The sequence below is a fragment of the Candidatus Nitrosocosmicus franklandus genome (genome assembly GCF_900696045.1).
Taxonomy (GTDB): Archaea; Thermoproteota; Nitrososphaeria; order Nitrososphaerales; family Nitrososphaeraceae; genus Nitrosocosmicus; species Nitrosocosmicus franklandus_A.
In genome coordinates, this window is sequence record NZ_LR216287.1 from 2,388,374 (window position 1) to 2,410,738 (window position 22,365).

Annotated in this window: 20 protein-coding genes and 1 tRNA gene; 12 read left to right on the forward strand and 9 right to left on the reverse strand. The window is 34.2% G+C overall.

Annotated features, from left to right (window positions below; translation table 11 throughout):
• Positions 1-3: 3 nt before the first annotated feature.
• Positions 4-1,962, reverse strand: coding sequence for an excinuclease ABC subunit UvrB (gene uvrB, locus NFRAN_RS11185; protein ID WP_134485062.1), 1,959 nt, complete (start codon positions 1,960-1,962; stop codon positions 4-6).
• A 102-nt stretch (positions 1,963-2,064) separates the two neighbouring features.
• The gene (locus tag NFRAN_RS11190; protein ID WP_172602318.1) at positions 2,065-3,369 is read right to left on the reverse strand and encodes an ABC transporter permease; all 1,305 of its coding nucleotides are present in this window, start codon (positions 3,367-3,369) and stop codon (positions 2,065-2,067) included.
• Between the two features lie 34 nt (positions 3,370-3,403).
• Between NFRAN_RS11190 and NFRAN_RS11195 the strand changes: the two genes are divergently transcribed.
• A complete protein-coding gene (locus NFRAN_RS11195) occupies positions 3,404-4,162 on the forward strand; it encodes a type 1 glutamine amidotransferase (RefSeq protein WP_172602319.1) in 759 nt (252 codons plus the stop codon).
• A gap of 1,603 nt (positions 4,163-5,765) precedes the next feature.
• Here the strand turns inward: NFRAN_RS11195 and NFRAN_RS11200 are convergent.
• Positions 5,766-5,866, reverse strand: a tRNA-His gene (locus NFRAN_RS11200).
• 129 nt (positions 5,867-5,995) lie between these two features.
• Here NFRAN_RS11200 and twy1 point away from each other — a divergent pair.
• Entirely contained in the window at positions 5,996-7,030 is a 1,035-nt protein-coding gene (gene twy1, locus NFRAN_RS11205) for a 4-demethylwyosine synthase TYW1 (RefSeq protein ID WP_134485065.1), read from the forward strand.
• A gap of 10 nt (positions 7,031-7,040) precedes the next feature.
• On the opposite strand, the gene rdgB is transcribed toward twy1, so the two are convergent.
• Entirely contained in the window at positions 7,041-7,631 is a 591-nt protein-coding gene (gene rdgB / locus NFRAN_RS11210) for an RdgB/HAM1 family non-canonical purine NTP pyrophosphatase (RefSeq protein ID WP_134485066.1), read from the reverse strand.
• A 100-nt stretch (positions 7,632-7,731) separates the two neighbouring features.
• On the opposite strand from rdgB, the gene NFRAN_RS11215 reads away from it, so the two are divergent.
• Both NFRAN_RS11215 and NFRAN_RS11220 read left to right on the forward strand, forming a co-directional pair.
• Positions 7,732-8,775, forward strand: coding sequence for a sodium:calcium antiporter (locus tag NFRAN_RS11215; RefSeq protein WP_134485067.1), 1,044 nt, complete (start codon positions 7,732-7,734; stop codon positions 8,773-8,775).
• A 164-nt stretch (positions 8,776-8,939) separates the two neighbouring features.
• Positions 8,940-9,383, forward strand: a complete 444-nt coding sequence (locus NFRAN_RS11220; RefSeq protein ID WP_134485068.1) for a hypothetical protein — start codon at positions 8,940-8,942, stop codon at positions 9,381-9,383.
• Positions 9,384-9,434: 51 nt separating this feature from the next.
• On the opposite strand, the gene NFRAN_RS11225 is transcribed toward NFRAN_RS11220, so the two are convergent.
• Positions 9,435-10,316: a radical SAM protein gene (locus NFRAN_RS11225; protein WP_134485069.1), complete on the reverse strand. Its 882-nt coding sequence runs from the start codon at positions 10,314-10,316 to the stop codon at positions 9,435-9,437.
• Positions 10,317-10,668: 352 nt separating this feature from the next.
• Positions 10,669-11,814, reverse strand: a complete 1,146-nt coding sequence (locus NFRAN_RS11230) for a M24 family metallopeptidase (protein ID WP_134485070.1) — start codon at positions 11,812-11,814, stop codon at positions 10,669-10,671.
• A gap of 78 nt (positions 11,815-11,892) precedes the next feature.
• On the opposite strand from NFRAN_RS11230, the gene NFRAN_RS11235 reads away from it, so the two are divergent.
• Complete coding sequence (locus NFRAN_RS11235) at positions 11,893-13,029, forward strand: pyridoxal-phosphate-dependent aminotransferase family protein (RefSeq protein ID WP_134485071.1); 1,137 nt, start codon at positions 11,893-11,895, stop codon at positions 13,027-13,029.
• 49 nt (positions 13,030-13,078) lie between these two features.
• Positions 13,079-13,933, forward strand: coding sequence for a peptidylprolyl isomerase (locus NFRAN_RS11240; protein WP_134485072.1), 855 nt, complete (start codon positions 13,079-13,081; stop codon positions 13,931-13,933).
• A 33-nt stretch (positions 13,934-13,966) separates the two neighbouring features.
• On the opposite strand, the gene NFRAN_RS11245 is transcribed toward NFRAN_RS11240, so the two are convergent.
• Both NFRAN_RS11245 and NFRAN_RS14180 read right to left on the reverse strand, forming a co-directional pair.
• Positions 13,967-15,040, reverse strand: coding sequence for a sn-glycerol-1-phosphate dehydrogenase (locus NFRAN_RS11245; protein ID WP_134485073.1), 1,074 nt, complete (start codon positions 15,038-15,040; stop codon positions 13,967-13,969).
• Positions 15,041-15,094: 54 nt separating this feature from the next.
• Positions 15,095-15,433 (reverse strand): TRAM domain-containing protein, encoded by a 339-nt coding sequence (locus tag NFRAN_RS14180; RefSeq protein WP_197731186.1) that lies wholly within the window; start codon positions 15,431-15,433, stop codon positions 15,095-15,097.
• A gap of 107 nt (positions 15,434-15,540) precedes the next feature.
• Here NFRAN_RS14180 and egtB point away from each other — a divergent pair, with 107 nt between their 5' ends.
• On the forward strand, positions 15,541-16,884 hold the full coding sequence (egtB, locus tag NFRAN_RS11255) for an ergothioneine biosynthesis protein EgtB (protein ID WP_134485074.1): 1,344 nt from the start codon (positions 15,541-15,543) through the stop codon (positions 16,882-16,884).
• Positions 16,885-16,916: 32 nt separating this feature from the next.
• On the opposite strand, the gene NFRAN_RS11260 is transcribed toward egtB, so the two are convergent.
• Entirely contained in the window at positions 16,917-18,689 is a 1,773-nt protein-coding gene (locus NFRAN_RS11260) for a hypothetical protein (RefSeq protein WP_134485075.1), read from the reverse strand.
• 338 nt (positions 18,690-19,027) lie between these two features.
• On the opposite strand from NFRAN_RS11260, the gene NFRAN_RS11265 reads away from it, so the two are divergent.
• From NFRAN_RS11265 to NFRAN_RS11285, 5 genes are all read left to right on the forward strand, one after another.
• Positions 19,028-19,753 carry a 30S ribosomal protein S3ae gene (locus NFRAN_RS11265; protein WP_134485076.1) on the forward strand — a complete coding sequence of 242 codons (726 nt, stop codon included), beginning with the start codon at positions 19,028-19,030 and terminating at the stop codon, positions 19,751-19,753.
• A gap of 32 nt (positions 19,754-19,785) precedes the next feature.
• Positions 19,786-20,175: an RNA-binding domain-containing protein gene (locus NFRAN_RS11270; RefSeq protein WP_172602320.1), complete on the forward strand. Its 390-nt coding sequence runs from the start codon at positions 19,786-19,788 to the stop codon at positions 20,173-20,175.
• Positions 20,176-20,180: 5 nt separating this feature from the next.
• On the forward strand, positions 20,181-20,792 hold the full coding sequence (locus NFRAN_RS11275) for a hypothetical protein (protein WP_134485078.1): 612 nt from the start codon (positions 20,181-20,183) through the stop codon (positions 20,790-20,792).
• Positions 20,779-21,132 carry an Rpp14/Pop5 family protein gene (locus NFRAN_RS11280; protein WP_134485079.1) on the forward strand — a complete coding sequence of 118 codons (354 nt, stop codon included), beginning with the start codon at positions 20,779-20,781 and terminating at the stop codon, positions 21,130-21,132. The genes NFRAN_RS11275 and NFRAN_RS11280 overlap by 14 nt, the downstream gene beginning before the upstream one ends.
• 69 nt (positions 21,133-21,201) lie before the next feature.
• The gene (locus NFRAN_RS11285; protein WP_232038008.1) at positions 21,202-22,314 is read left to right on the forward strand and encodes a tRNA (5-methylaminomethyl-2-thiouridylate)-methyltransferase; all 1,113 of its coding nucleotides are present in this window, start codon (positions 21,202-21,204) and stop codon (positions 22,312-22,314) included.
• Positions 22,315-22,365 lie beyond the last annotated feature (51 nt).

The window sequence follows — 22,365 nt, forward strand, 5'->3', positions numbered from 1 at the left end:
AAATCATTTAATTGGTTGTCTCAACAAGATTTGCTTAATTTTTTGTAAATTCTCTCTTTGTTCAATCGCTTTTTCAAATTCCAACTCCTCTGCATATTTATTCATCTGAATCTCTAACTTGGTAGAAAGTTCTATTAAGTCATTACGGCTCATAGACTTTAAATCTACTAGAGTATTAGAAATATTTAGATTCTCTTGAGGAATAGGCTTTAATATGCTTGTTGGTATAATATTGTTTTTTAAATTATATTCAATTTGCTTCTTGCGTCTTCTGTTAGTTTCAAGTACTGCTTCCTTCATAGATTTGGTGACAGTATCTGAGTATAGAATCACCTTTCCGTCTATGTTTCTTGCCGCTCTTCCAAATGTTTGTATCAGACTACTATAATTTCTCAGGAAACCCTCTTTGTCTGCATCTAAAATCACTACAAGGGCAACTTCTGGCAAATCTAATCCTTCTCTTAATAGATTGATACCTACTAGCACATCGAATTCTCCAATTCGCAATTTTCTCAAAAGTTCTGTTCTCTCCAAGCCCTTAATCTCAGAGTGAATATATCTAACCTTTATCCGGTTTTTAGCTAAGTAGTCTGCCATATCCTCAGCCATTTTTTTCGTTAAAGTTGTAATTAGAGTCCTTTGTTGTTTTGAAATTCTTTCATGAACCTGATTGATTAAATCTGACATTTGATTAGTTGTCTTTTTTATCTCGACTTCTGGATCTACTAGTCCAGTTGGTCTAACCAATTGTTCTACCAAATTGTTACTGTTATTCAATTCATATCTTCCAGGAGTGGCAGAAACATATATTACATTACTGAGATATTTTTCGAATTCCTCAAACTTTAATGGTCTATTGTCAAAAGCACTTGGGAGTCTAAAACCATAATCTACTAAAGATTTCTTTCTTGAATAATCCCCCTTATACATTGCCATTATCTGAGGGAGAGTTACATGAGATTCGTCAATAACTAGCAAAAAGTCTTTATCAAAAAAATCCAAAAGACAGTATGCTGGCTGATTGGGTTTACGTCCATCGAAATACCTGGAATAATTCTCTATTCCATTACAGTATCCTAATTCTGATAACATCTCTAAATCATAGGTCGTCCTCGATAATAACCTCTGACGTTCTAACTCTGTAGGTAATTGTGGTAACCATTGTTTCAATTCCGTTTTTATCGAATCTAGGGCTTTATTGAATCTGTCGTCGTCGACTATGTAATGTTTTGCAGGGAATATCGTTACAAAATCTAATTCCTTCTTTACTGCCTTAGTTGTCTTATCAATCACACTAATCTTTTCAACGATACTGCCGAATAGATCTAATTTTATAATATCATTTGAATACCCTGGAACTATTTCTATAATATCGCCTTTAACCCTGAATGTACCATTTTTTAATTCGATATCATTTCTTTGATATCGAATTCTAACCAGATTTTGAATTATTGATCGTCTATCGGAGTGTGCTCCCTTAGCAATTGTCATAGATTGGGCCCTCCATTCTTGGGGTGAACCTAGTGAGTAAATACAAGATACAGTAGCTATAATTATTGTTGGCTCTCCCGAAAGCAACATTGAAGTTGCTTCTAATCTTAATTGTTCTATTTTTTCATTGATTTCAGTATCCTTTTCTATATAGGTGTCACTCTGAGGTATATAGCTCTCTGGTTGATAGTAGTCGTAAAAGCTCACAAAGTATCCTACATTATTGTTTGGGAAAAACTCCTTAAACTCTGAATAAAGCTGTGCTGCTAGTGTTTTGTTATGAGAAATAACAAGTGTGTTCTTGTTTTGATTAGCAATTACATTAGCAATGGTGAATGTTTTACCACTTCCAGTAACTCCAAGCAAAACTTGCTTCTTTTTGTTTTGTCGGAATCCATTAATCAATTCTTTTATTGCAGTCGGTTGGTCTCCTTTGGGAATTAACTTATCGGTAAGCTGAAACCTTTTCATATATTTAACATCTCATCGAACCATGCTATCTTTTCAAAAATATATAGCAATTCTTTATCAAGTTATTTATGACTTTTCGAATAAATAATACTTTGTTTTTAGTTATGAAAACTTTGATAGGGCATTCACGGGAGAAATTTTAGAACCTTTGTATGCTGGATATAATCCTGAAAATATGCTTAATGCGATTACTGCTATACCTATTTTCGAAATCTCGACTATGTTAAAAACCGGGTAAATATTAAGCGGTAAATTCAGAAAATACAAAAAGCCATTCAATAACAAGTATGCTCCGATAAAACCAAAAATTATTCCAAAAAATGCACCTATAATGCCCAAGAGTATGGATTCTGTTAAAAACATTCCTAGAATGATTCTATTGGTTCCTCCTAGTGCTTTTAGAATACCGATCTCTTTTGTTCTTTCAACTACTGAGGTGTATATAGTAATAACGATCCCGATAGATCCTACTATCAAAGAAAAAACAGCTATGCTTGAAATGAAAGTAGAGATCCCAACTATGAATTTTGTTATACTCTTTACTAATTCTAAAGAGTTTAATATCGTGATCTGATTGCTAAAATACTTTTGAACTTCTCTGACGATATCTTCAACTCTATTGGTGTCATTATATGTTATGAAGAGTAGATCGTAATCTTCATTTTTTTGCAAAATTTCTTTACCTTTGTTCAAGTCGATAAAAATAGAATTATCGACAATTGGATTTCCTGAGAAATTTAAGATAGTGGGAACAAAAAGGGTGTCGTCTCTAGGTGGAAAGTCGATTATGTTACGGATGTTGCCAATTGTAACCATGTCTGAATTCTCGCCAGTGCTCTCAAAACTGCTATCTTTGGTTATTCCATTTCCTGATTGAGGTAGGTTCAAAGATAGTTTTTCCCCTATCTTTTGAGGAATGATGACATGATTTATTTTTGATGTAGAATTATTTTGCTCAAATTCTAAATTTATGGTAGGGATGATGTCCGTAATATTATCGAAATTTACTGCCAATACATTTGTAATTTGAGATTTATTCTCGTAATTCAGCATTACAACTCCTTGATATGCTGGATTGATGTATTGAACCCCTTGTAAGTTTTGTAAAAAAGTTATAGCCGCATTATTAATGGGAACACGTTTTTCAACTAATGTTACATTCTGATCAAAAAGAACCTCAAGTTTGTTTCTAATACCTTCAATACTTGATTCCTGTATTTTATCGGTGTTGGAGATAACTATTTGATTAGGTAGAATTTTTTTAAAGTTTTGTTCGACAAAATTTATTAACCCTTGTGAGAGGCTGCTTAATGAAACTAATAGTCCACATCCCATGACTATCATAAGTATCGTCAAAACATTGCGTGTTCTCCTCTCTTTTAGTGAACTATAAGTTAGAAAAAGCATCTCTTTAAAATTCATTCTACCTGATTATCAGGAGTTGGAGACATGGTTATATAATGTTTTTAATGATGATAATGGCAAGTGCTTATTAGAATTGGGTAGCACAAACCAGATCTTGTGTATAAGGAATATAGAGTTTGAGACTTTAGGCAATTTTAAGGATTATCTGTTAGATGACGGGTATAAGATAATTGACATTATCGCTAACAAGAATTCCATAGAATCTGTCAAATTGAGCCAATACGATGGGGTATTCATACTTGGAGGACCCATGTCGGTCAATGATAATCATGATTATCTAGTTCGAGAAAAAAATCTTATCCGCTCTGCTATTGAGAATGAAGTTCCTCTATTTGGGATTTGTTTAGGCTCTCAATTAGTGGCTTCAGCATGCGGGGGTTCAGTATACAAGGGTTCAAGAAAAGAAATTGGTTGGAGATATGTCGATATAACTGATGATGGAACAAAAAGCATATTTAGGGACTTACCGAACCAAAAGGTCCAGGTGTTCCACTGGCATGGTGATACGTTCGTACTACCGACAGGTTCCACAGTTTTAGCAAAATCTGATTTGTATATCCAAGCATTTAGCTTTAAGACTGCTGTTGGCGTCCAATTTCATTTAGAAGTTGATGAGGAAATGGTGAAAAATTGGAGTAATAAGTATCAACACGAACTCAAATCAGAAAATATATCAAAGAAGACCCTTATCTATAACCAAGACAAAAATTTTATCGGATTAAAAAAAATATCTAAACGGGTTTATGAAAATTTCAAGTTTGGTCTCGAGAAATAGGTTTTGATATTTGCGTATAAAAATGTCGATAAGAATGACCAGATTTTTTAGATCATTGAATTGAACCTAGAAAAAAGTTGATACAGGTTATTTTATCATATTAAATACAGACATTACCTATCTAACTTGAGAAGATGTATTAAATTGGATGCGATCTTCTCTATGAAGCCTCATAAACCCTTCTATCGGTGCAGTTTTTCGAATATTTTATTCTCCACTTATGCTCTTAAGGCAGTTCCATTACCAGCAAAAGAATTTACAACGTGTATGAAAAGTAAGTTGGATGTGGATTTATCACAAAATTGAGGTTTTCTTCTAGATTGTCATTGGCCATTTTTTCTGTGATTATACAAAAATCCTTCTTATTTTAGGATTGTTTTGTAAACTAATTAGCTTCAAGTTGATCGTCCATAAAATAAGCACGATCAAAAATGTTTTAAGTCAAAACCAACACTGTGGATTAAGATAGTATATAAATCTATCAATTCAAAATAATTTTCTTTATTCCTGCTTTCAAAATTATTTCTATCTGATTCTATTGAGATGTAATGGTTATTATTTCCATGGAAAAAAACTTAGATATTGTATTACCTTGTTAAGTTGGTAAATATCAAACGTACAGCCAATATACACCCATTTAACGCTTTCTAACTATTCTAAGATTCTTTCTAATCAGGAATAATTGATTGTGTTTGATTAGACGATATATGGAGTCTTGCTCAAAAAATCTTGTATTTCTTTTTGACAGATCTCGCCAAAGATAGCCTCAATTTAAACCCTATACCATTTTAAACCTACTAGCAAAATTTTCTACATTCTTGAGAATAGCTCTTGACTCGATTTGTACCAAATAGATATGCTGGACTCTTGTCATAAGTTAAGACGTGATATTTTCGAATAAAATTACAAGTACTTTGATCTCAATCATGATTCATATGTTATACTGGAAACATGATTTACTAACTAATCTCTAACATATTTTTTGAAGTACTGATAATTTGGATTAACTCAACTCAAATCATGGAATCTAGTTTACTCGACGTCTTAAAACATAATATCTTTTCAAACATCGCCATCATTGTACTTTAACTACTATTGGGATCTTCTGTAGCTTTCATAGCAATTCTTCAAGCTTATCATGATACTGATCGGAATTTTGCGTTGCGCATTCAAGAATATATGAATGATTTGTTTCGATTAGTCCTTGTGCTTTATATTATTTTTATTCACTCATTTTGAAAGTGAATATTTTCACAGGTTGAACTATCATGGTTGTACCCAAAATTTAGAATAACGATTCTTTCCTAATTGAAAAAAGGTATTTTAATCATGTTGGTCGACCCTTTTTCTAAATATGTCATTTACAATCCTGTAGCATATAATATTCAATAGTTTATCATGTCATAATTATACTAACATCAAATACAATGGACTCGTCTTTTTGATATAGAAATTTGGTGGAAAACGAAACAGCTAAATGTAGGTAGGGGAGACTGGTAAAATTTCTGTTATATACACAAATATGCGATTACTACATTAACTCTAAGTGAATTAACCCAAAATCATGGTAATTCATTAATTATATGCTTAAAAATTATTGGAAGGCCTTCGGAGGGATTTGAACCCTCCTCAAGCGGTTTCTGTTCTTTTTAAGTCATTTTAGATCCACAGCCGCCTATACTAACCAGGCTATACTACGAAGGCCACTGACCTTTAGAAAATTAAACCTATTATTAATATATAATTGTTTTAGGATATGAGAAAGCGATATAGGTTACAAATTAAAAATGAATACATACAAGACTTATATCTACATTAATATTCAATATTCTAATGAGCTGTTCGGGAGAAATTTATTCTCATAACAGTAGTGAAAATAGTTTAATTCAGATAACACCCTCAGTCAAAGACAAACTAAAGAAGGCAAAATACGGGGTTTTCAATCATTCCGCCGTGGAACTATGTCATTGGACTAAAAAGTCTTTTTCAGATGAGGGTACTTGTTATAAACACAGATTTTATGGGATTTCAACTCACCGATGTATGGAAATGACCCCCGCTGCTCTTAATTGTGAAAATAGATGCATATATTGCTGGAGACCAACAGAATTCTATGATACTTTGGAAATGCCATCCAATTCGGTCGACGATCCCGAAGTAATAGTCCATTCATTGCTAGAAGAAAGAAGAAAATTGATAGTAGGTTATTACGGCAAAAATAATATTAATCAATCAAAATTAGATGAATCCTTATTTCCGGAACATTATGCTATTTCTCTTTCTGGAGAACCAACTATGTATCCAAAATTACCACAATTAATAAAATATTTATTTAGACTGAAAGCCACCAAATCCATTTTCTTAGTTACTAATGGTCAAGAACCAGAAATGCTTTATAGATTAGCTGACGAAAATGCATTACCTACTCAAATCTACTTATCAACAAATGCATCTACAAAGAATATGTTCTATAAGATCAATGGACCAAAACACAAGGATGCATGGGAGCGTTGGCAAAGGAGTCTTGAATTCATATCTCAAGCAAATACAAGAACCGTTTTGCGCTTAACTTTGATTCGAAATTTTAATAATGAATCGCGATTTTATGATGACTTTGCAAAGATAATCGAATCAGGACAACCTCATTTCGTAGAGATAAAATCATACATGCATGTTGGAATGTCCACTAATAGATTAGAACAGTCGAATATGCTGGAAATGGAGGAGGTAAGAAACTTTGCCAAAGGATTGACATCTCGATTATCTAACTATCCAATTATGGATGAAAGTGTTGTTTCAAGAATTGTTGTTTTACAAAATCAAGAAAGATATATTTCACGTTGGATCGAAGATTATGGGCAGGGTTAACTAACTGCTACTACTTTTCTCGGTTTGGGTTGTTGTTATTGTTATTGTTATTGTTATTATTATACCAGATCAAAAATTCCTGCAAAGCTATTCTTCTATGCGAATACTTGTTTTTTAAGTTCAGATCCATCTGGCCAAATGGAATATCTGTATTCTCGGGAATAAAAATAGGATCATAACCCCAACCGCTTTCAAAAATTACTTCAGAGATCTGTCCAGTTATTTTGCCAGTAAAGGTAAGCACTTTTTTTCCATCATGTAGGGCAATTACTGATTTAAAGCTAGCCTTTCTGTTTTTTTTATCTTTAAGTAAATCCAAAATGCCTTTATTTCCAAGGGTATCAAATACAAAAGAAGAATACACGCCGGGAAAGTCATTTAGGGATTCAATAAATAGGCCGTCATCCTCAACTATTACTTTGTCTCTTGTCAATTCATAAGCTTCGTATGCCTTCATTTTGGCAACTTCTTCTAGAGAATTGGACTGGATTTCTCTTAATTTCATTTTTTTGTATTTCAAGGATAAAGACACAGGGGAATAACTACTTAACAATTCCATAATTTCTCTAAATTTATTGTCATTACTACTTACAAAATACATTGATCATGATCTATTAGTTTAACGAATATTTTAGCTTGAACCTAATGAATAATTGTTATATTAAATTTATATTCTATTGATAAATAAATCTTTTTGATTTTTGAATATTGAGAATTTCTTGTTAATGCTAGGCTGGTTGGGTGAACTCGTCTTTGCTAGTTGGTTACTATCTTACGGTGCAGAACACCTTTCTATGAGATTTGGTGCAAAATTTGTAGGTAGAACTTTATTGTCGGTGGCAACTACGTTGCCCGAGATTGCGATTGTTATGTATGCTGCATCAGTTGGATTATACGAAGTTGCCATCGGAGCAGGATTAGGAAGCAATATTCTAATGATGACATTGGGACTTGCGATTATGTTGCTCATAGCGACTACCAGGCTTTCAAGGGCTCCATTAAAAAAAATAGATGTAAGTACTTTTAAAATCGATAAGATCTTCCTGTTGGTTTCTGCACTAATAAGTGCTATGCTATTACTTGATGGGTACAATTTCGTTGACGGTTTTATTTTCATAGGGATGTTCATTGCGTACATCATAATAGCATATGTGGAAATGAAGCGAGAACAGAAGGTTAACCAACCTGCAATCGTTCAGACGGCCGAAAATAAATCAGTTTCTATGCCTGCTCATGTATTGACCGCAAGGAAGGATATGGCTAAGGCGATTTTTACATTCATAGCTGGGACCATTGGTATAGTAATTGGTGCAGGACCGTTTATTCATTCCCTTGAAACCTTTTCTGAAGATATAGGGATTTCTACAATCATTTTAGCTGTTATTATTAGTCCAATAGCAGGTGAGATGCCCGAAAAAATTTCAATGATGATATTGGCCAGGAAGGGAGCAGCAGGGGCTGCGATCGCTATTGCAAACGTTTTAGGATCAAAGATTTTGAATAATTCCCTGCTTCTAGGTGTTGCCATTATTGCTGCCATGTATCATGGTGGATTCTTTACGACTATACAAAATAGCGAATTATTATGGTTTCAGATGGTCCTAGCCACCTCGATTACCGTTGTAGCTTTGATACCTCTGTTTAGACGGTATATTGGTATACATGTTGGAATTTTCTTATTGGCATTGTATATTCTAAGCATAGGGATTCAATTTTTTGCACCTGGGGAAATCAAACCTCATTAATCTTTTTGTGTCAAAATTTCTTTTAATTCTGTGAATATTTCATTATAGTATGAAAAATACGTTAATTACTTAGATAAAAGGATAATATAATTTATTGTAATTCTGTATTTCTGTAAAAAAATTATATGTAAATCTTAAAAATAACCCCATACTATTACTTTCTAATGAATTTTAATAAGTATGCAGCAGGAATATTCGTTTTTGCAGGGATCCTAACTTTGTTTTTGGCAAATGGCGGGATTTCCACTACTCAATATGCAAATGCTCAATCTACGGGTGAGCAAATTGGTGATACAATTGGCGGAGCATTAGATGAGTTGGGTGAGGGATTCGGCAATGCAACAGAAACAATAAGTGAAGCTGGTAGCAACGCAACAGAGGGAGTAAGCGATGCCGTAAATGAAACTGGTCAAGCCGCAGATAACGCAACTACCATTGACGAGAGTGCAAGCCAAGCAGCTAGTGAAACTGGTCAAGCCGCAGATAACGCAACTACCATTGACGAGAGTGCAAGCCAAGCTGTAGATAACGCAACATCAGCTGAAGGAAATACCACCAATTCAACATCAGATAACCCTCTAGATATGTTGATGAATTTGTTTAAGTAAATAAATGAATTCTTCTAAATCTTTATTTTACAACAATTTTTTTGTTTGTTTCTAAAACCTTCTTAGTACTTTTGACCTGAATAATTCTGGATGATCACGTAATTTGTCTAATTTTTGCAACATTTCTTCTTTATCATCTGGTAATGTTCCTCCTATCGAATAGACATTTGAAGCATGATTTGCCCTAAAAATTATTTTATTTTTGGCATTGATGTTTCCTATCAAGTTATATAATTCAACTAAAACCTCGTTATCTTCTAAAGGTAGAAATGGTTCTCCAAACTTTTCATAAAACTCTTTTTCGATATTTGGCTCCATATATAGAGTCAGAGCACCCACGTAATCAGGTGATATTATACTTATAACCTCGGCAGTATCTTTCACATGATCAGTTGTATATGTCCTGCCACCTAGTCCCAAAATCACCATACATGAGAGGATGAATCCTGCATCCTTTGCTTTCTTGCAACTTTTCACAATCGTTTCAGAGGTGGCACCCTTGGTAACCTTTTTCAATATCTGATCATTGCCACTTTCTATTCCTAAATAAACCATATCTAGACCAGCATTTTTAAGACCTCTCAATTCGTCAGCAGATTTTTGGAGCAAATTCTTTGGCATTGAATAACACGAAATCCTGTCAACATTTCTAAAATCTTCTCTTATCTTTGTAATTATTTCTATTAATTTTTCGCTATCCAAATTCATTGCATCTCCATCTGCTAAGAAAATTCGTCGAGTGAGAGGATAATATTTGGCCATTAATTCAATTTCTTTAAAGATTTCCTCAATAGGGCGTTCTACATACTCCTTGGACCGGTACATATTACAAAACGAACACTTGTTAAAGGAACAGCCTAGAGTGACCTGAAAGATTAGTGAATGCGATTCAGATGGTGGCCTATAGAGTGGATAATCATAAACTAATTCCATTGATTGTTATTATATTTTCTGAATAATTAATTTAACCTTTGTTTATATCATGTAGACCAAGGAGCGATAAATCTGAAGGATAGGTGGGAGTTACTCTGAGTGACTCATTAGATCGTTTCGGACCACATGAAATCATATTTATGAGACACCAAACACAATAATTCTTTTCATATTTTGATTATGACTTTGATATTAGCCATAAATCAAAGGTAAAAATTATTATGGTTGTTCTTACAAGGTGTTGCTTTGGGTCAGTTCGTCGCAGGGTCATCATCGTTAAACTCAGACTGGAGCAGCGAATTACTTCATCCCCAAAATTAGTGATAAAATATGACTTTTAATTGATACTATATCATATCACAATTAAACCTTTATCAAAGTTGTGGAAATTGAAAGGGTCAAAATGATCTATTGTTTCTGATTTTTTATTTGAACTTTTTCTAGATGTAATCCACAGACTGTCCTCAATTCTAATTCCGTATTTTTTTTCGACATAAATACCAGGTTCAATTGTGATAGTCATATTCTCTTCGATAGTTGAATCCACATTTGGTCGTATCCAAGGTAATTCATGCACCTCTAATCCTACACCATGTCCAGTAGAATGAATAAAAAACTCCCCGAATCCAGCTTTTTTAATTATTCTTCTACATTCAGAATCTATTTCTGCGAAATTATTGGTTGTCTTAATTCGATTAATTGCGCTTTCTTGTGCGTCTTTTACTATGCAATACACGTCACGTATCTTCTTTGGTACATTGCCCACTCCAAATGTTCTAGTAGCATCTGATACATAATGATCATAACTTAAGGTTATGTCTAAGACAACCAGTTCTCCATTCTTTATTTTTCTAGAGGATGTTTCTGCATGAGGAAACGAGCCGTTTGGTCCGCTTGCAACTATAAGGGGATTAGATGTGAACTGATAATTAGGAAATCTTGCACCCATGCGCAGTGCCTCGTACACAAGTGTTGATTGTATCTCTTCTTCAGACCTGTTGATCTTGATTTCGCTTTGAGCAATTGTGAATAATCTATCAATAATCTTTGATGCTATCTTGATCTTTTCAATTTCCTGTTTGTCCTTAATTTGTCTATTTTTCTGAACAATGTCTTCAGCTATATGGAAGTTCTGTTTTTCGATATGTCTTGTAAGCGTAGTGGCTATCATGTAATCGTTGCCACCATAGCAGATCATGGTTTTGGATTTGATCATCTTTGAGATAGAATCTGTCAATCTTTTGCCTCTTTCGGATGGTATAACCTCGCATCCTCTTGACGTAGTCTGTGCTCTATAATATTCTAATCTTGGCACAATTAATTTGGTATTTAGGTCCTGGTCAATTATCAAGATGCCTTCACCCCAAAAACCAGTGTAGTAAAATATATCCTCGGGTTTATCAATAACCATAATTAATCTTTGGTGTTGCTTAATTTTGCCAAGTTTTTTTTCTATTGAGATCAACAATCTTTGCTTTCTAATATCAGGTTTTTTCATGCTTTATAACTAACAAAGGTAAAGATGTTGAATTACTTATAAATAACGGGAAAGTATGCTGTAAATTTGAAAGTTATAATGGAATATTTAGTTATGTTGCCTGGCCCTACAAATGTGCCAAATAGGGTAATGAATGCAATGTTAGCTCCCGTTATTAATCATAGGAGCGAAGATTTTAGAGTTTTATATAGATCTATTATAGAAAAAACACAAAAGCTATTTCAAACTCAAAGCGATGTAATCTTGTTATCTTCCTCTGGTACTGGCGCTGTAGAATCATCTGTGGTGAACCTCATAAGAAAAGGAGATAAGGTTGTAATTCCTGTTAATGGTGAGTTTAGTACAAGACTAGCTGACCTGATCGATAGTTGGGGTGGCCAATCTATTCGAATTGAGTCACCTTACGGAGAAAACCCTTCATATGACGAGTTTGAAGAGGTGTTTGATGAGCACAAGGATATAAAGGCACTATATGTTGTATATAATGAAACCTCTACAGGAACAACTATTCGGTACATGGACAAGCTAGGCGATCTATGTGGCAGGAAAAATGCATTCTACATTGCAGATTCTGTGTCTATATTGGGAGGAGATGAGTTGCCTGTAGATAAATGGAATATTGATATCTGTGTAACCGCCTCTCAAAAGGCTATTGCCGCTCCTCCTGGCGTATCTCCAATTTCGGTTAGTCCTAAAGCAAAAAAATACATCCAAGAAAACCCAGCACCTATTTTGTACTTTAATCTAAAGAGATATTTCAAATACTATTCTGAGCATTTCGAAACACCATTTACACCAGCATTACCGTTGTGTTATGCTTACGATGAAGCTCTAAATCTAATATTTGAGGAGGGGCTTGAAAATCGTATAAAGAGACATCGTAAATGTGCTGATGCTTTTTATGAAGGATTGGGAGCTATGGGCTTGACTCCATATGCTAAACCTGATGCAAGGAGCAACGTTGTAATTGCTGTCAATTATCTGGAAGGCGTAGATGACAAGAAATTTAGAGATTTATTGTCAAACGAGTTCAAAGTTCTGGTGGCGGGTGGATTTGGAAACCTCAAAGGCAGAGTGTTCAGGATTGGATCAATGGGCGAAGTCAACAAATATCACGTTGTAAGGACTTTATCTGCAATCGAATCTGCGTTCAGAATGATGGGTATTGATGTACCTTCGGGCTCGATAAATAAAGCAATATCGAAACTAAATTAATTTTCACCTTTTATCAAACTTAATATATGGAACCTTTATAGCGAATTTTATGACATTAGAAAAAGGTTCTCTTATTCTACTAGATTATACTGCTAAGATTAAAGATTCTAATGAAATTTTTGAGACTACTCGTATAGAAGATGTAAAAAACAATCCTGATTTTGATCCTAATAAGAAATATGAGCCACGTTTATTAGGTGTAGGTGAAGGCTGGGTCCTGAAGGGATTAGACGAGGCGTTACTTCAATCAAGTATTGGAACGCCTATAAATATAGAAATTCCTCCTGAAAAAGCATTCGGAGAAAGGGATCCATCAAAAGTTCGTATGATTCCATTACGAAAGTTAGGTGAAAAAGCCAACGAAGTGAATGTAGGTGATGTCATAGAAATAGATGATAGAATTGGTATTGTACGTTTCATTGGATCAGGTCGTGTACAAGTCGACTTTAATCATAAATATGCAGGGAGAACGTTGGTATATGATGCAAATATTGTAAAAAAGTTAGAAAATGATGATGAAAAAATTTCAAACCTTATTAAACGTCGATTACCCATAGAAACACAGGAAGTAAAATTTGAGATTAAGGATTCAGATTTGGAAATCTCTCTTCCTGAGAATACGTTTTTAATCGAAGGTATTCAAATCATAAAACGGGGTATATCTGCAGATATTTTTAAGTTCGTTCCCTCATTAAAGAATATAATATTTGTTGAAAAATATACTAATCCATCTTCTACGATTGGAACCTCTACCGAACTATCTGAAAAAACTAGTGAACCTGAGGAGAAAAACAATTCTGTCACTGAATCTGAGAATAAAAATACATTAGGCGAAAACAGTAAGAAAAATGAGGATAATAATCCTAAGGATGTAGCGTCTGAAAAATCAAAAAGTGAGCAATAACAATATGGGCAGATAATTTCTAATTATCCTCTCTTAATCTAAAATTCCTAATTCGGAAAAAATCTCCTGATATCGCATCCTACTCATTTCAATCTTATTTAATATTGTAAACCGCTCAGGTCGAATTTTTCTAGCGAGAAACATGGCTTCAATCATTTGATCCTTATCAACACTGATGTCCTTACAGGTTATGGGACACCCTATTCGTTTGAGTGCAAGTCTTATTTCTCTCCAGTCTAATCCATGCAACTTAGCCATTATAATAGTACCTATTCCAACTCTTTCACCATGCAATCCACATTTATTTTTTGTAATGTATTCTAATGCATGACTAAAGAGATGTTCGGATCCAGAACATGGTCTGCTGCTACCTGCGATCCCTGCTGCAACTCCTGAACTAATTAATCCTTCTACAATGGTCCTTGTTATCTCGTCAGTTTTTTCTGATTTGGTTATTTCTTTTGAAATATCTATAATCATTCTAGATCCCAAGAATGCTAACTTAGCTGCATATTCGCCAAAATACTCGTTGTTAAAATCCCTAGCCAATTCCCAATCTTTTACTGCAGTAGTCTTTGCAATCAAGTCGCCGCATCCACTTGCTAGAAGACGGTAAGGCGCATTGGATATTACTTCTAGGTCACAAATAATTTCTAGTGGTGTTTCAGTCATTATAGAATAAGGTCTTTCGTTACCCTTAAGGGAAACAAACGGGCTGGATATTCCATCATGGGAGGCAGAGGTGGGTATACTTATGAATGAAATTTGTAGCCTATTTGCAATTAACTTGCCTAGATCAATACATCTACCTCCGCCCAAACCAATTATGAGGGAGATTCCTTTACCTTTCAACAACGTGGTAATTTCGTCGGCAAATTGAAAAGATGCTTCCTGTGCAATTATCCATTCAAATTCTAAGTTACATTCTGACAGGCTGTTTTCTATCAAACCCGATACTTTATCTTTAACCCTTGGTCCAGTCATAATGGCAATCTTCTTGGCATTTGAAATACTGTCCGTGATAAACATTCCACAATTCTTTAAAATATTATTTCCTACAATTACCTTCCTTGGTAACTGCATGATATGAGTCGAATTGTAACTCATTTGAACGTAAATAATAAGAAAATTTTTGAGAAAAACTATTAAAGTTTTTTTAAATTACTCTTCAGTTTTAGCTTCTACCAAATCTGCCGTAGCATAACCTCTTCCGACACGGGTGATTTTTACTTTCACCTTGTCTCCTACTTTTGTATTGGGAACAAAAATTACTAATCCTTGAATCCTTCCTACACCTGCATCTCCTCTTTTGCTCATTGATTCTATATCAATTTCATGTTCTTCCCCTGCATTAACTGGTGATGGTTTAAAAAATCTATTGTAGCTTCCACCTCCATTACTACCTCCATTTTCATTTCTTCTGTTAGAAAACCTTCTTTGACCATTGTCAGCTTGTGAAATTTGTTCTATTCCTGATGGTTGTGATTCACTATTTTCCAATCTATATCAGTACACTACTATAATATTATTGGCTATTTCAACTTTGATATTACAGAGCCATTAATGCTAAAGTATATTAAAATACTTTTTTGTTTACTATAAAGTAAATGCAGATCTCTTTGCAACTGGAAGGATTATGTAAGGATTTTATTGAAGTCAGGAACAAGACCATGGAGCTCTTTTCTCCATTGGGTGTAGAGGATGCAGTTATCCAATCCAGTGACTTTGGTAGTCCTCCAAACTGGCATATAGCACATGTAACCTGGTTTTTTCATAAGATACTTGAGAAATACTCTGTCATTAGCATATCTCTAAAAGGTGATTATGACTTGTCATATTTAAACTCGTATTATCAGAAATACGGGTCTATACTGAAGAAAAGCGAGAGAGGCAAATACCCAAGACCTACTGTGTTACAAACAATAAAATACCGAAAAGAAATTGAGAAACTTTTTCTGGATTTTTTAAGGTTTGATACTATTAATTCAGTAGAAAATCCTTCTGGTCTAATTAGAGATATTCAGACAGCCATTAACCATGAAAGGCAACATCAAGAACTTATGGTATATGATTTCCAACATTACTTTAGCCGTTTTGTAAATGAAAATGATAATTATTTTCCCAAATTTAGTTTCTCAATCAAACCAATTAAGAAAATTCAAAAAGAAATGATTGAAATACCGGGAGGTATTTTTGTAATGGGTTTCAACGGAAACGGTTTTTGTTACGATAATGAATTACCTGCGCACAAAGTTTATCTCAATGATTACAAGATTGACAATTCTTTAGTTACTAATAAAGAATACATCGAATTTATTGAATCAGGGGGATATCAAAACTATAGATATTGGCTTGCAGATGGATGGGATATTGTAATAGAGAGAGACTGGACTTCTCCATTATATTGGAATTTTGATAAAGATAGAAATAGGTGGATCAAGAAAGATTTTAGAGGAGTTCATGAAATTAGAGATTATGAACCAGTAACAAATGTGAGTTACTACGAGGCGGATGCATTTTGTAAATGGGCGAAAAAAAGATTACCCACTGAAGCTGAATGGGAAAAGGCAGCTTCTTGGGATCCTACTACAGAGTCTAAAACCCTTTATCCTTGGGGAAATAACGCGGTAACAACTGAACATGCTAATTTGCTAGAAACGTATATCTGGCACCCTACAGAAGTAGGATGTTTTCCTAAAGGTAGGAGTCATCTTGGCTGTTACCAAATGCTAGGTGATGTTTGGGAATGGACTTCATCAGAATATTCGTTATATCCGGGGTTCGTATCAAGATTTGAGGAATATACAGACAAATGGGCTATAAATCAAAAAGTGCTTAGGGGTGGTTGTTTTGCTACCCCTACTAAACAAATCCGAAATAGTTATAGGAACTATTTTAAACCTCACGAAAGGATCCTTTTTTCTGGCTTTCGATGTGCTATGGATGCCTAGTTCTTTTCTGAATTTGTTTGCAACCTAAATACTTAATCTTCCACCTTCAATTTTAATTTCTTCATTATGGTAAAATCTTGGCTTTCAACTCCGACCATCAGATTATGGTCTCCTGGTATAATGTAACTAACTGGTTTCAATATAATACTAAAACTATTAGAATTGAAATCCCTGTCAGTATAATTTCTGTTTAGCTGAATATATAGAATCTCTGGGTCAAATGTAGCATTTAACCCATTCAATCCACCATTAGGAGTCAATGTACTTGAAATGACGGGTCTCAGAGTCAGGATATCGTCATTATATGATAATGACTGGCTAGAAGAGGAATTGTTGTTCGTAACATATTTTGAACTTATGTTTATATCTAGTTTTAGAGTTTCATTATTATTTTTATTACTCATATCTAGGTTGGATGGGCTTACTGATAGCGAAATAGGTAATGGTTTTTTCAGATCGACGTATCCTATTTTATTTTCAGATTGTTCTGTGAACCAAACACTAGAACTTTGATTATTTGCATTTTGAGATATTGCTGGTTCTATGTCAAATTGAAGAGCATTTGAATAACCACATTCTCTAATTGTGATATTTGGATTACATGCCGAGTAAATAATATTTTGACTAGGTATCCAATATTCAATCAATGTGTCGTTTTGAGGAAAATATCTTGCTATTTTATTTCCAACATGTTCATTAGTATATATCGTACCGTCTCTATCAGCCTTAATCCAATAAGGCAACGAGTTTTCATAGATGTTTATCGTATTATTTGATAAATCGTCAATCTCAATACCATAAATTCTGGGTGATAGAGGAGATGTTACTATTTGCTCCATATCCGAAGTTGTTAAAATCCCATTGTCTCTCGGGGAAGGAATCTTATAAAAAGAACTAGTGGCATGATCAGTAACCCATAGGGTATCATTGGAATCCAAAGTAATACCCGTTGGTGATCTAAAAGAATCAGGTAGTTCGTAGATACTAAATTTCTTATTTGTAATATCATACTTGATTAGAACACCTTTTTTTTCGAAAGCCAAGGCTGTTATCCATATATTATTTTTGGCTTTGTCAATTGCCAAAGCACCCAAACCTATTTCATATCTTGGTATGCCTTGAAACATGTCATTCAATGGAATTTGTATTTCTTCAAATCCTTCAGAAGTACCATTAATCATCCTATCTACATTGCCATGCCACAATGACAATGATCTTATTCCTACCAAATACAAATTATTATCATCTACAAAGTCTAGTGACACCGGGTATGAAGTAGAGTACGAGGTTGAAGAAAATGGTACGATAAATTGTTCAAATTCTTTCTGAATCTTATCAAATCTCCAAAGCGAGTTCAACTTTTCATCAGTAAACCAAACACTATTTCCAGAGTTGTCTATCTTCATGTCCCAACTCCAAGAATTACCTAACGGAAGGCCCCTTGAAAACCATACTGGAATGACATAAGAATTGAATGTTTGATTCGATAGGTTATACTCGAACAGAGTGCCATTCCTCGTCCCAATGAACCATACTTTGTCGTCTTTTTCATCAAAGGCTATGGAAATCGGCATGCTGCAATTTTCTGGAATTCCTATTTCCTTTATGTAAGCATTAAAGTTCAACTTGGTGTTATTACCGCAATTCCATTTTTCAAACACTGAAATTTGATCCAAGGATGTCTTTGATGCAGAGGAGGCTTCTACAAATTGGACAATATCTGGATTATGAGTAGTTAAAGACAGTGAGGGAAAAAAGAGGAAGCAACCGAATAGGGAACAAATTAAAAAGTTTTTTACAATCAATTAGTGTAATCAGTATTCCAACTTTTTGCTATTTACGTTTTTTGTGACGCAAGTATCAAGATCTTTGCTCCAGATAAACTATTTTGGTATAATGGATTTCGACGTTCCCAGATTCAATCATATTTTGATCTCAAAGAGAATACACGTAGTTACTTATTTATGAACGAATAATTTGATAGTCTTGATTGTTTTAATGCATCATTATCCAAGCCAAAATTTTGTAGAAATTGATAGTGGAGTAGCTCATCAGCACCCAAAGACAAATATTTCTTCTAGATGATTGTCGATGTTGTACAAGTTAGCATAACTTATATTTTGGATTCAAGGATTGGCTGGATATGGCAAAAGGTTCCAGACGTGGGGGCAGAGTTCGTGATAAATGGAGAGATAAACAGTGGATTGTGGTAAATGCACCAGCAGCTTTTGATCAGGTACCCCTTAATTATATTCCAGTTTCGGATGTAACTAATGCAAAAGGAAGAGTGATAGAAAACACCTTATATGACATACTTAAACAGGATCCTACTCAACATCAAACAAAGATCTTTGTACAAATTGATCGAATTAATGCAGGCATAGCATCGACAATATTCAAGGGTCATGAATACGCAAAAGAATTCCTTAGGAGTCTTATTAGACGGGGTAGCTCGATGATAAATTTTGTAGATGAATATACAACAGCTGATGGCTATCTGTTCCGTGTATCAGTTACTGCCTTTAGTCAAAGAAGAATTAATTCGGCAAAGAAACATGAAATTAGGTTATCTATGGACAGAGTGTTAAGAGAAAAAATTCCTGCATTGACATTAAATGACTTTATAAAGGAAGTAACTATGGGAAAAATGGCTTCCGAAATGATGGAGGAAGCAAAGAAAATAGCTGTTATTAGGCATGTTGGCGTACGTAAAACTAAGCTTATTTCATCACCACTTCAGACTGAAGAAACCAAAGTAAATTCTAACGATTCAGACGAGATAGAATCCATCTCAGACGAAAAAGTAAATTCTAACGATTCAGACGAGATAGAATCCATCTCAGACGAAAAAGTAAATTCAAATACTTAAGAGCAAAAGATAAAAGAATACAATCTAAAACATTGTTTTCCTCTCTTGATGTTTCGGTACTTGCACATGCTACTGAGGATGAAAACAAAATCATAAATCTCATACTCAATTACTTTAATAAATCATCACAATCAAAACAGGTTAAAATCATAAAAACTGAGGGTCATTGGAAAAATCCTATTACACGAATTAATATAACATTCCAAAAAAATATAGAGGAATATTTTAGCGATATTATGAAAGACCTTGCTACTATCTATGGTAAGGAAGAATTGGATTTATATCTGAAAAACAACGTTGATCTAAGAGGATCTATTTATATCAGACTCGACAAACAGAAACTTTGCGATGGGAAATTAGATCTGTCTGATAATGATGCAATTAGATTAGTGTTCAGACGAAAAGGAAAATTTGAAAAGTAACTAATATGACCAAGTATTCTGGTGCCGTTGATTTATCTATTAATTTTGAATGTGATTACGAAACAGTTTCTTTTGTGAAAAAGTTTCTTCGAATTAACAAAATAGGATTACATGGTAACAAACGGCTTTTTGATGCTATGAATGTTTCAGATCGTGAATCTATAATACTAAAGATCCATAATATCGAGAGACATGCGATTAACGATCGTAAAGGCTACATGTATTTGGTATATGAGAATTTGGATAATAGTCTGGATCATAAAGGAACAGGATATGATATTCTTGTGGTAAGTAATCCTATGAATTGCAAACCCATGTTACAAAAATTGGCAGGAAAATGTATCGGGTTCGAATTTCTGATCTCTAGATTAAAGTATTGTCATACACGTGAGGTAGGTAAATGGTTTTCTGAGGTAAAATATGTTCATCATTTATGCAAAAAGTATGGACATCAGCTTATTCTCTCAAGCGGAGCACGTAACCCTTATGAACTTTTATCAATGAAAATTTTTGATTCTTTCTTAAATAAATTGGACATTTTACCGAATGAATATTGGTCAAGTTTAAATGAATGGTTAGAAAGCAAACTCAGGGGTGTAATATATGACACTAAATAAGCAAAAATTCCGGTATATATCAGTATATTTTCCGGACTACTCCTCCTTTGGCTCAGAATATTTTTTTAAAGAGTTTTCATCAAAATATGTTGAATTATTTGGTTCGATAGAGTTTTCTAATTCCCTATGTCGCATAATTAAGAATAGAGAACCAATTAATGACCTCTTGATACTAAAATGTAAACTTGATTCTGTAGCTAGTGCACTGGTTTCTTTGTACCTTCTTAATCACAAATCGATCGTAGTTTCTATATCTGGAACCATCAGACAAGTTAAGAAAAAAAGCCATATCTTCCGCAGTAATTTTTGCGAATCATCATTGTCATCAACAAAATTATGATTTACTTAGTGTGACAATCAATAGCTAAGTATAAAGATGTCGCATATGTATTTGCAATGATCCTGTACCATGAATGAAGGTGAATCAAATAAGACCTCTGCAAAAATGAATGCTGAAAAAACTCAAGATATTTCAAGGAATCAAAAACTAGATAATAAAAAGACAAAGGCCGTGGCATTATTATCTGGAGGTTTGGACAGTCAGTTGGCTGTTAGAATGATCAAAGAGCAAGGGGTTGAAGTAGAGGCAGTGGCAATTAAAACTCCATTTTGTGATTTTGATTGTGGTAAGGGATGTGGACACAAAGTCTTGGAAGTCGCCACTGAGCTTGATGTTAAAATAAAAACAGTATACTTAGGTAAGGAATACCTTACCATGTTAAAAAATCCAAAGTATGGATACGGTTCTGGTGCGAATCCTTGTATTGATTGTCGAATGATGATGTATGAGGAGGCAAAAAAACATATGGATAAGATTGGAGCATCGTTTGTAATAACTGGTGAAGTACTACATCAAAGGCCCATGAGCCAGAATTCAAATGCACTTTCTATTATTGAAAGAGAGACTGACATGGAAGGCAAAATCTTGAGACCGTTATCTGCAAAATTGCTGTCACCTACAACCCCCGAAATCACCGGGTTAGTTGATAGATCTCTTTTAGGTTCAATTAGGGGACGTTCAAGGAAAGGTCAATTGGACCTAGCCGCAACTTATGGAATCACGAATCCTCCTAATGCTGCTGGAGGATGTCTCTTAACTGATCCGCAATTCTCAAAGCGAGTAAAAGACTTGTTCAAGCACATGACATCCCAACCTAGCATTAATGATATGGAACTTTTAAAAATTGGTAGACACTTTAGACTCGATTCAAATTCAAAGCTTATCGTAGGTAGAAATCATGGCGAGAATGAAAAGCTACTTTCCTACTGCGAGGACAAGGATTTCGTTATCCAACCGGCCTTGATTCCAGGACCGGTATCTATCTTAAGATTTCATACAAAATCCGATTTGCGTAAACATAAAAAGTTACTTCGATTATCCGCTAGAATAACATTGCGTTACTCTGATACTCAAGAAGGTAAATCTTATGAAGTTAAGGTTACAAATAAGGCCAGGAATTGGAAAAAGTCGCTGATATTGCAACGATGTGAGAGGGATGAGGTCGAAGCTTTCAGGATTTAGATTTGAATATGAAATTTACTAAAATAATTCTACAATGTTTATATTAATCAT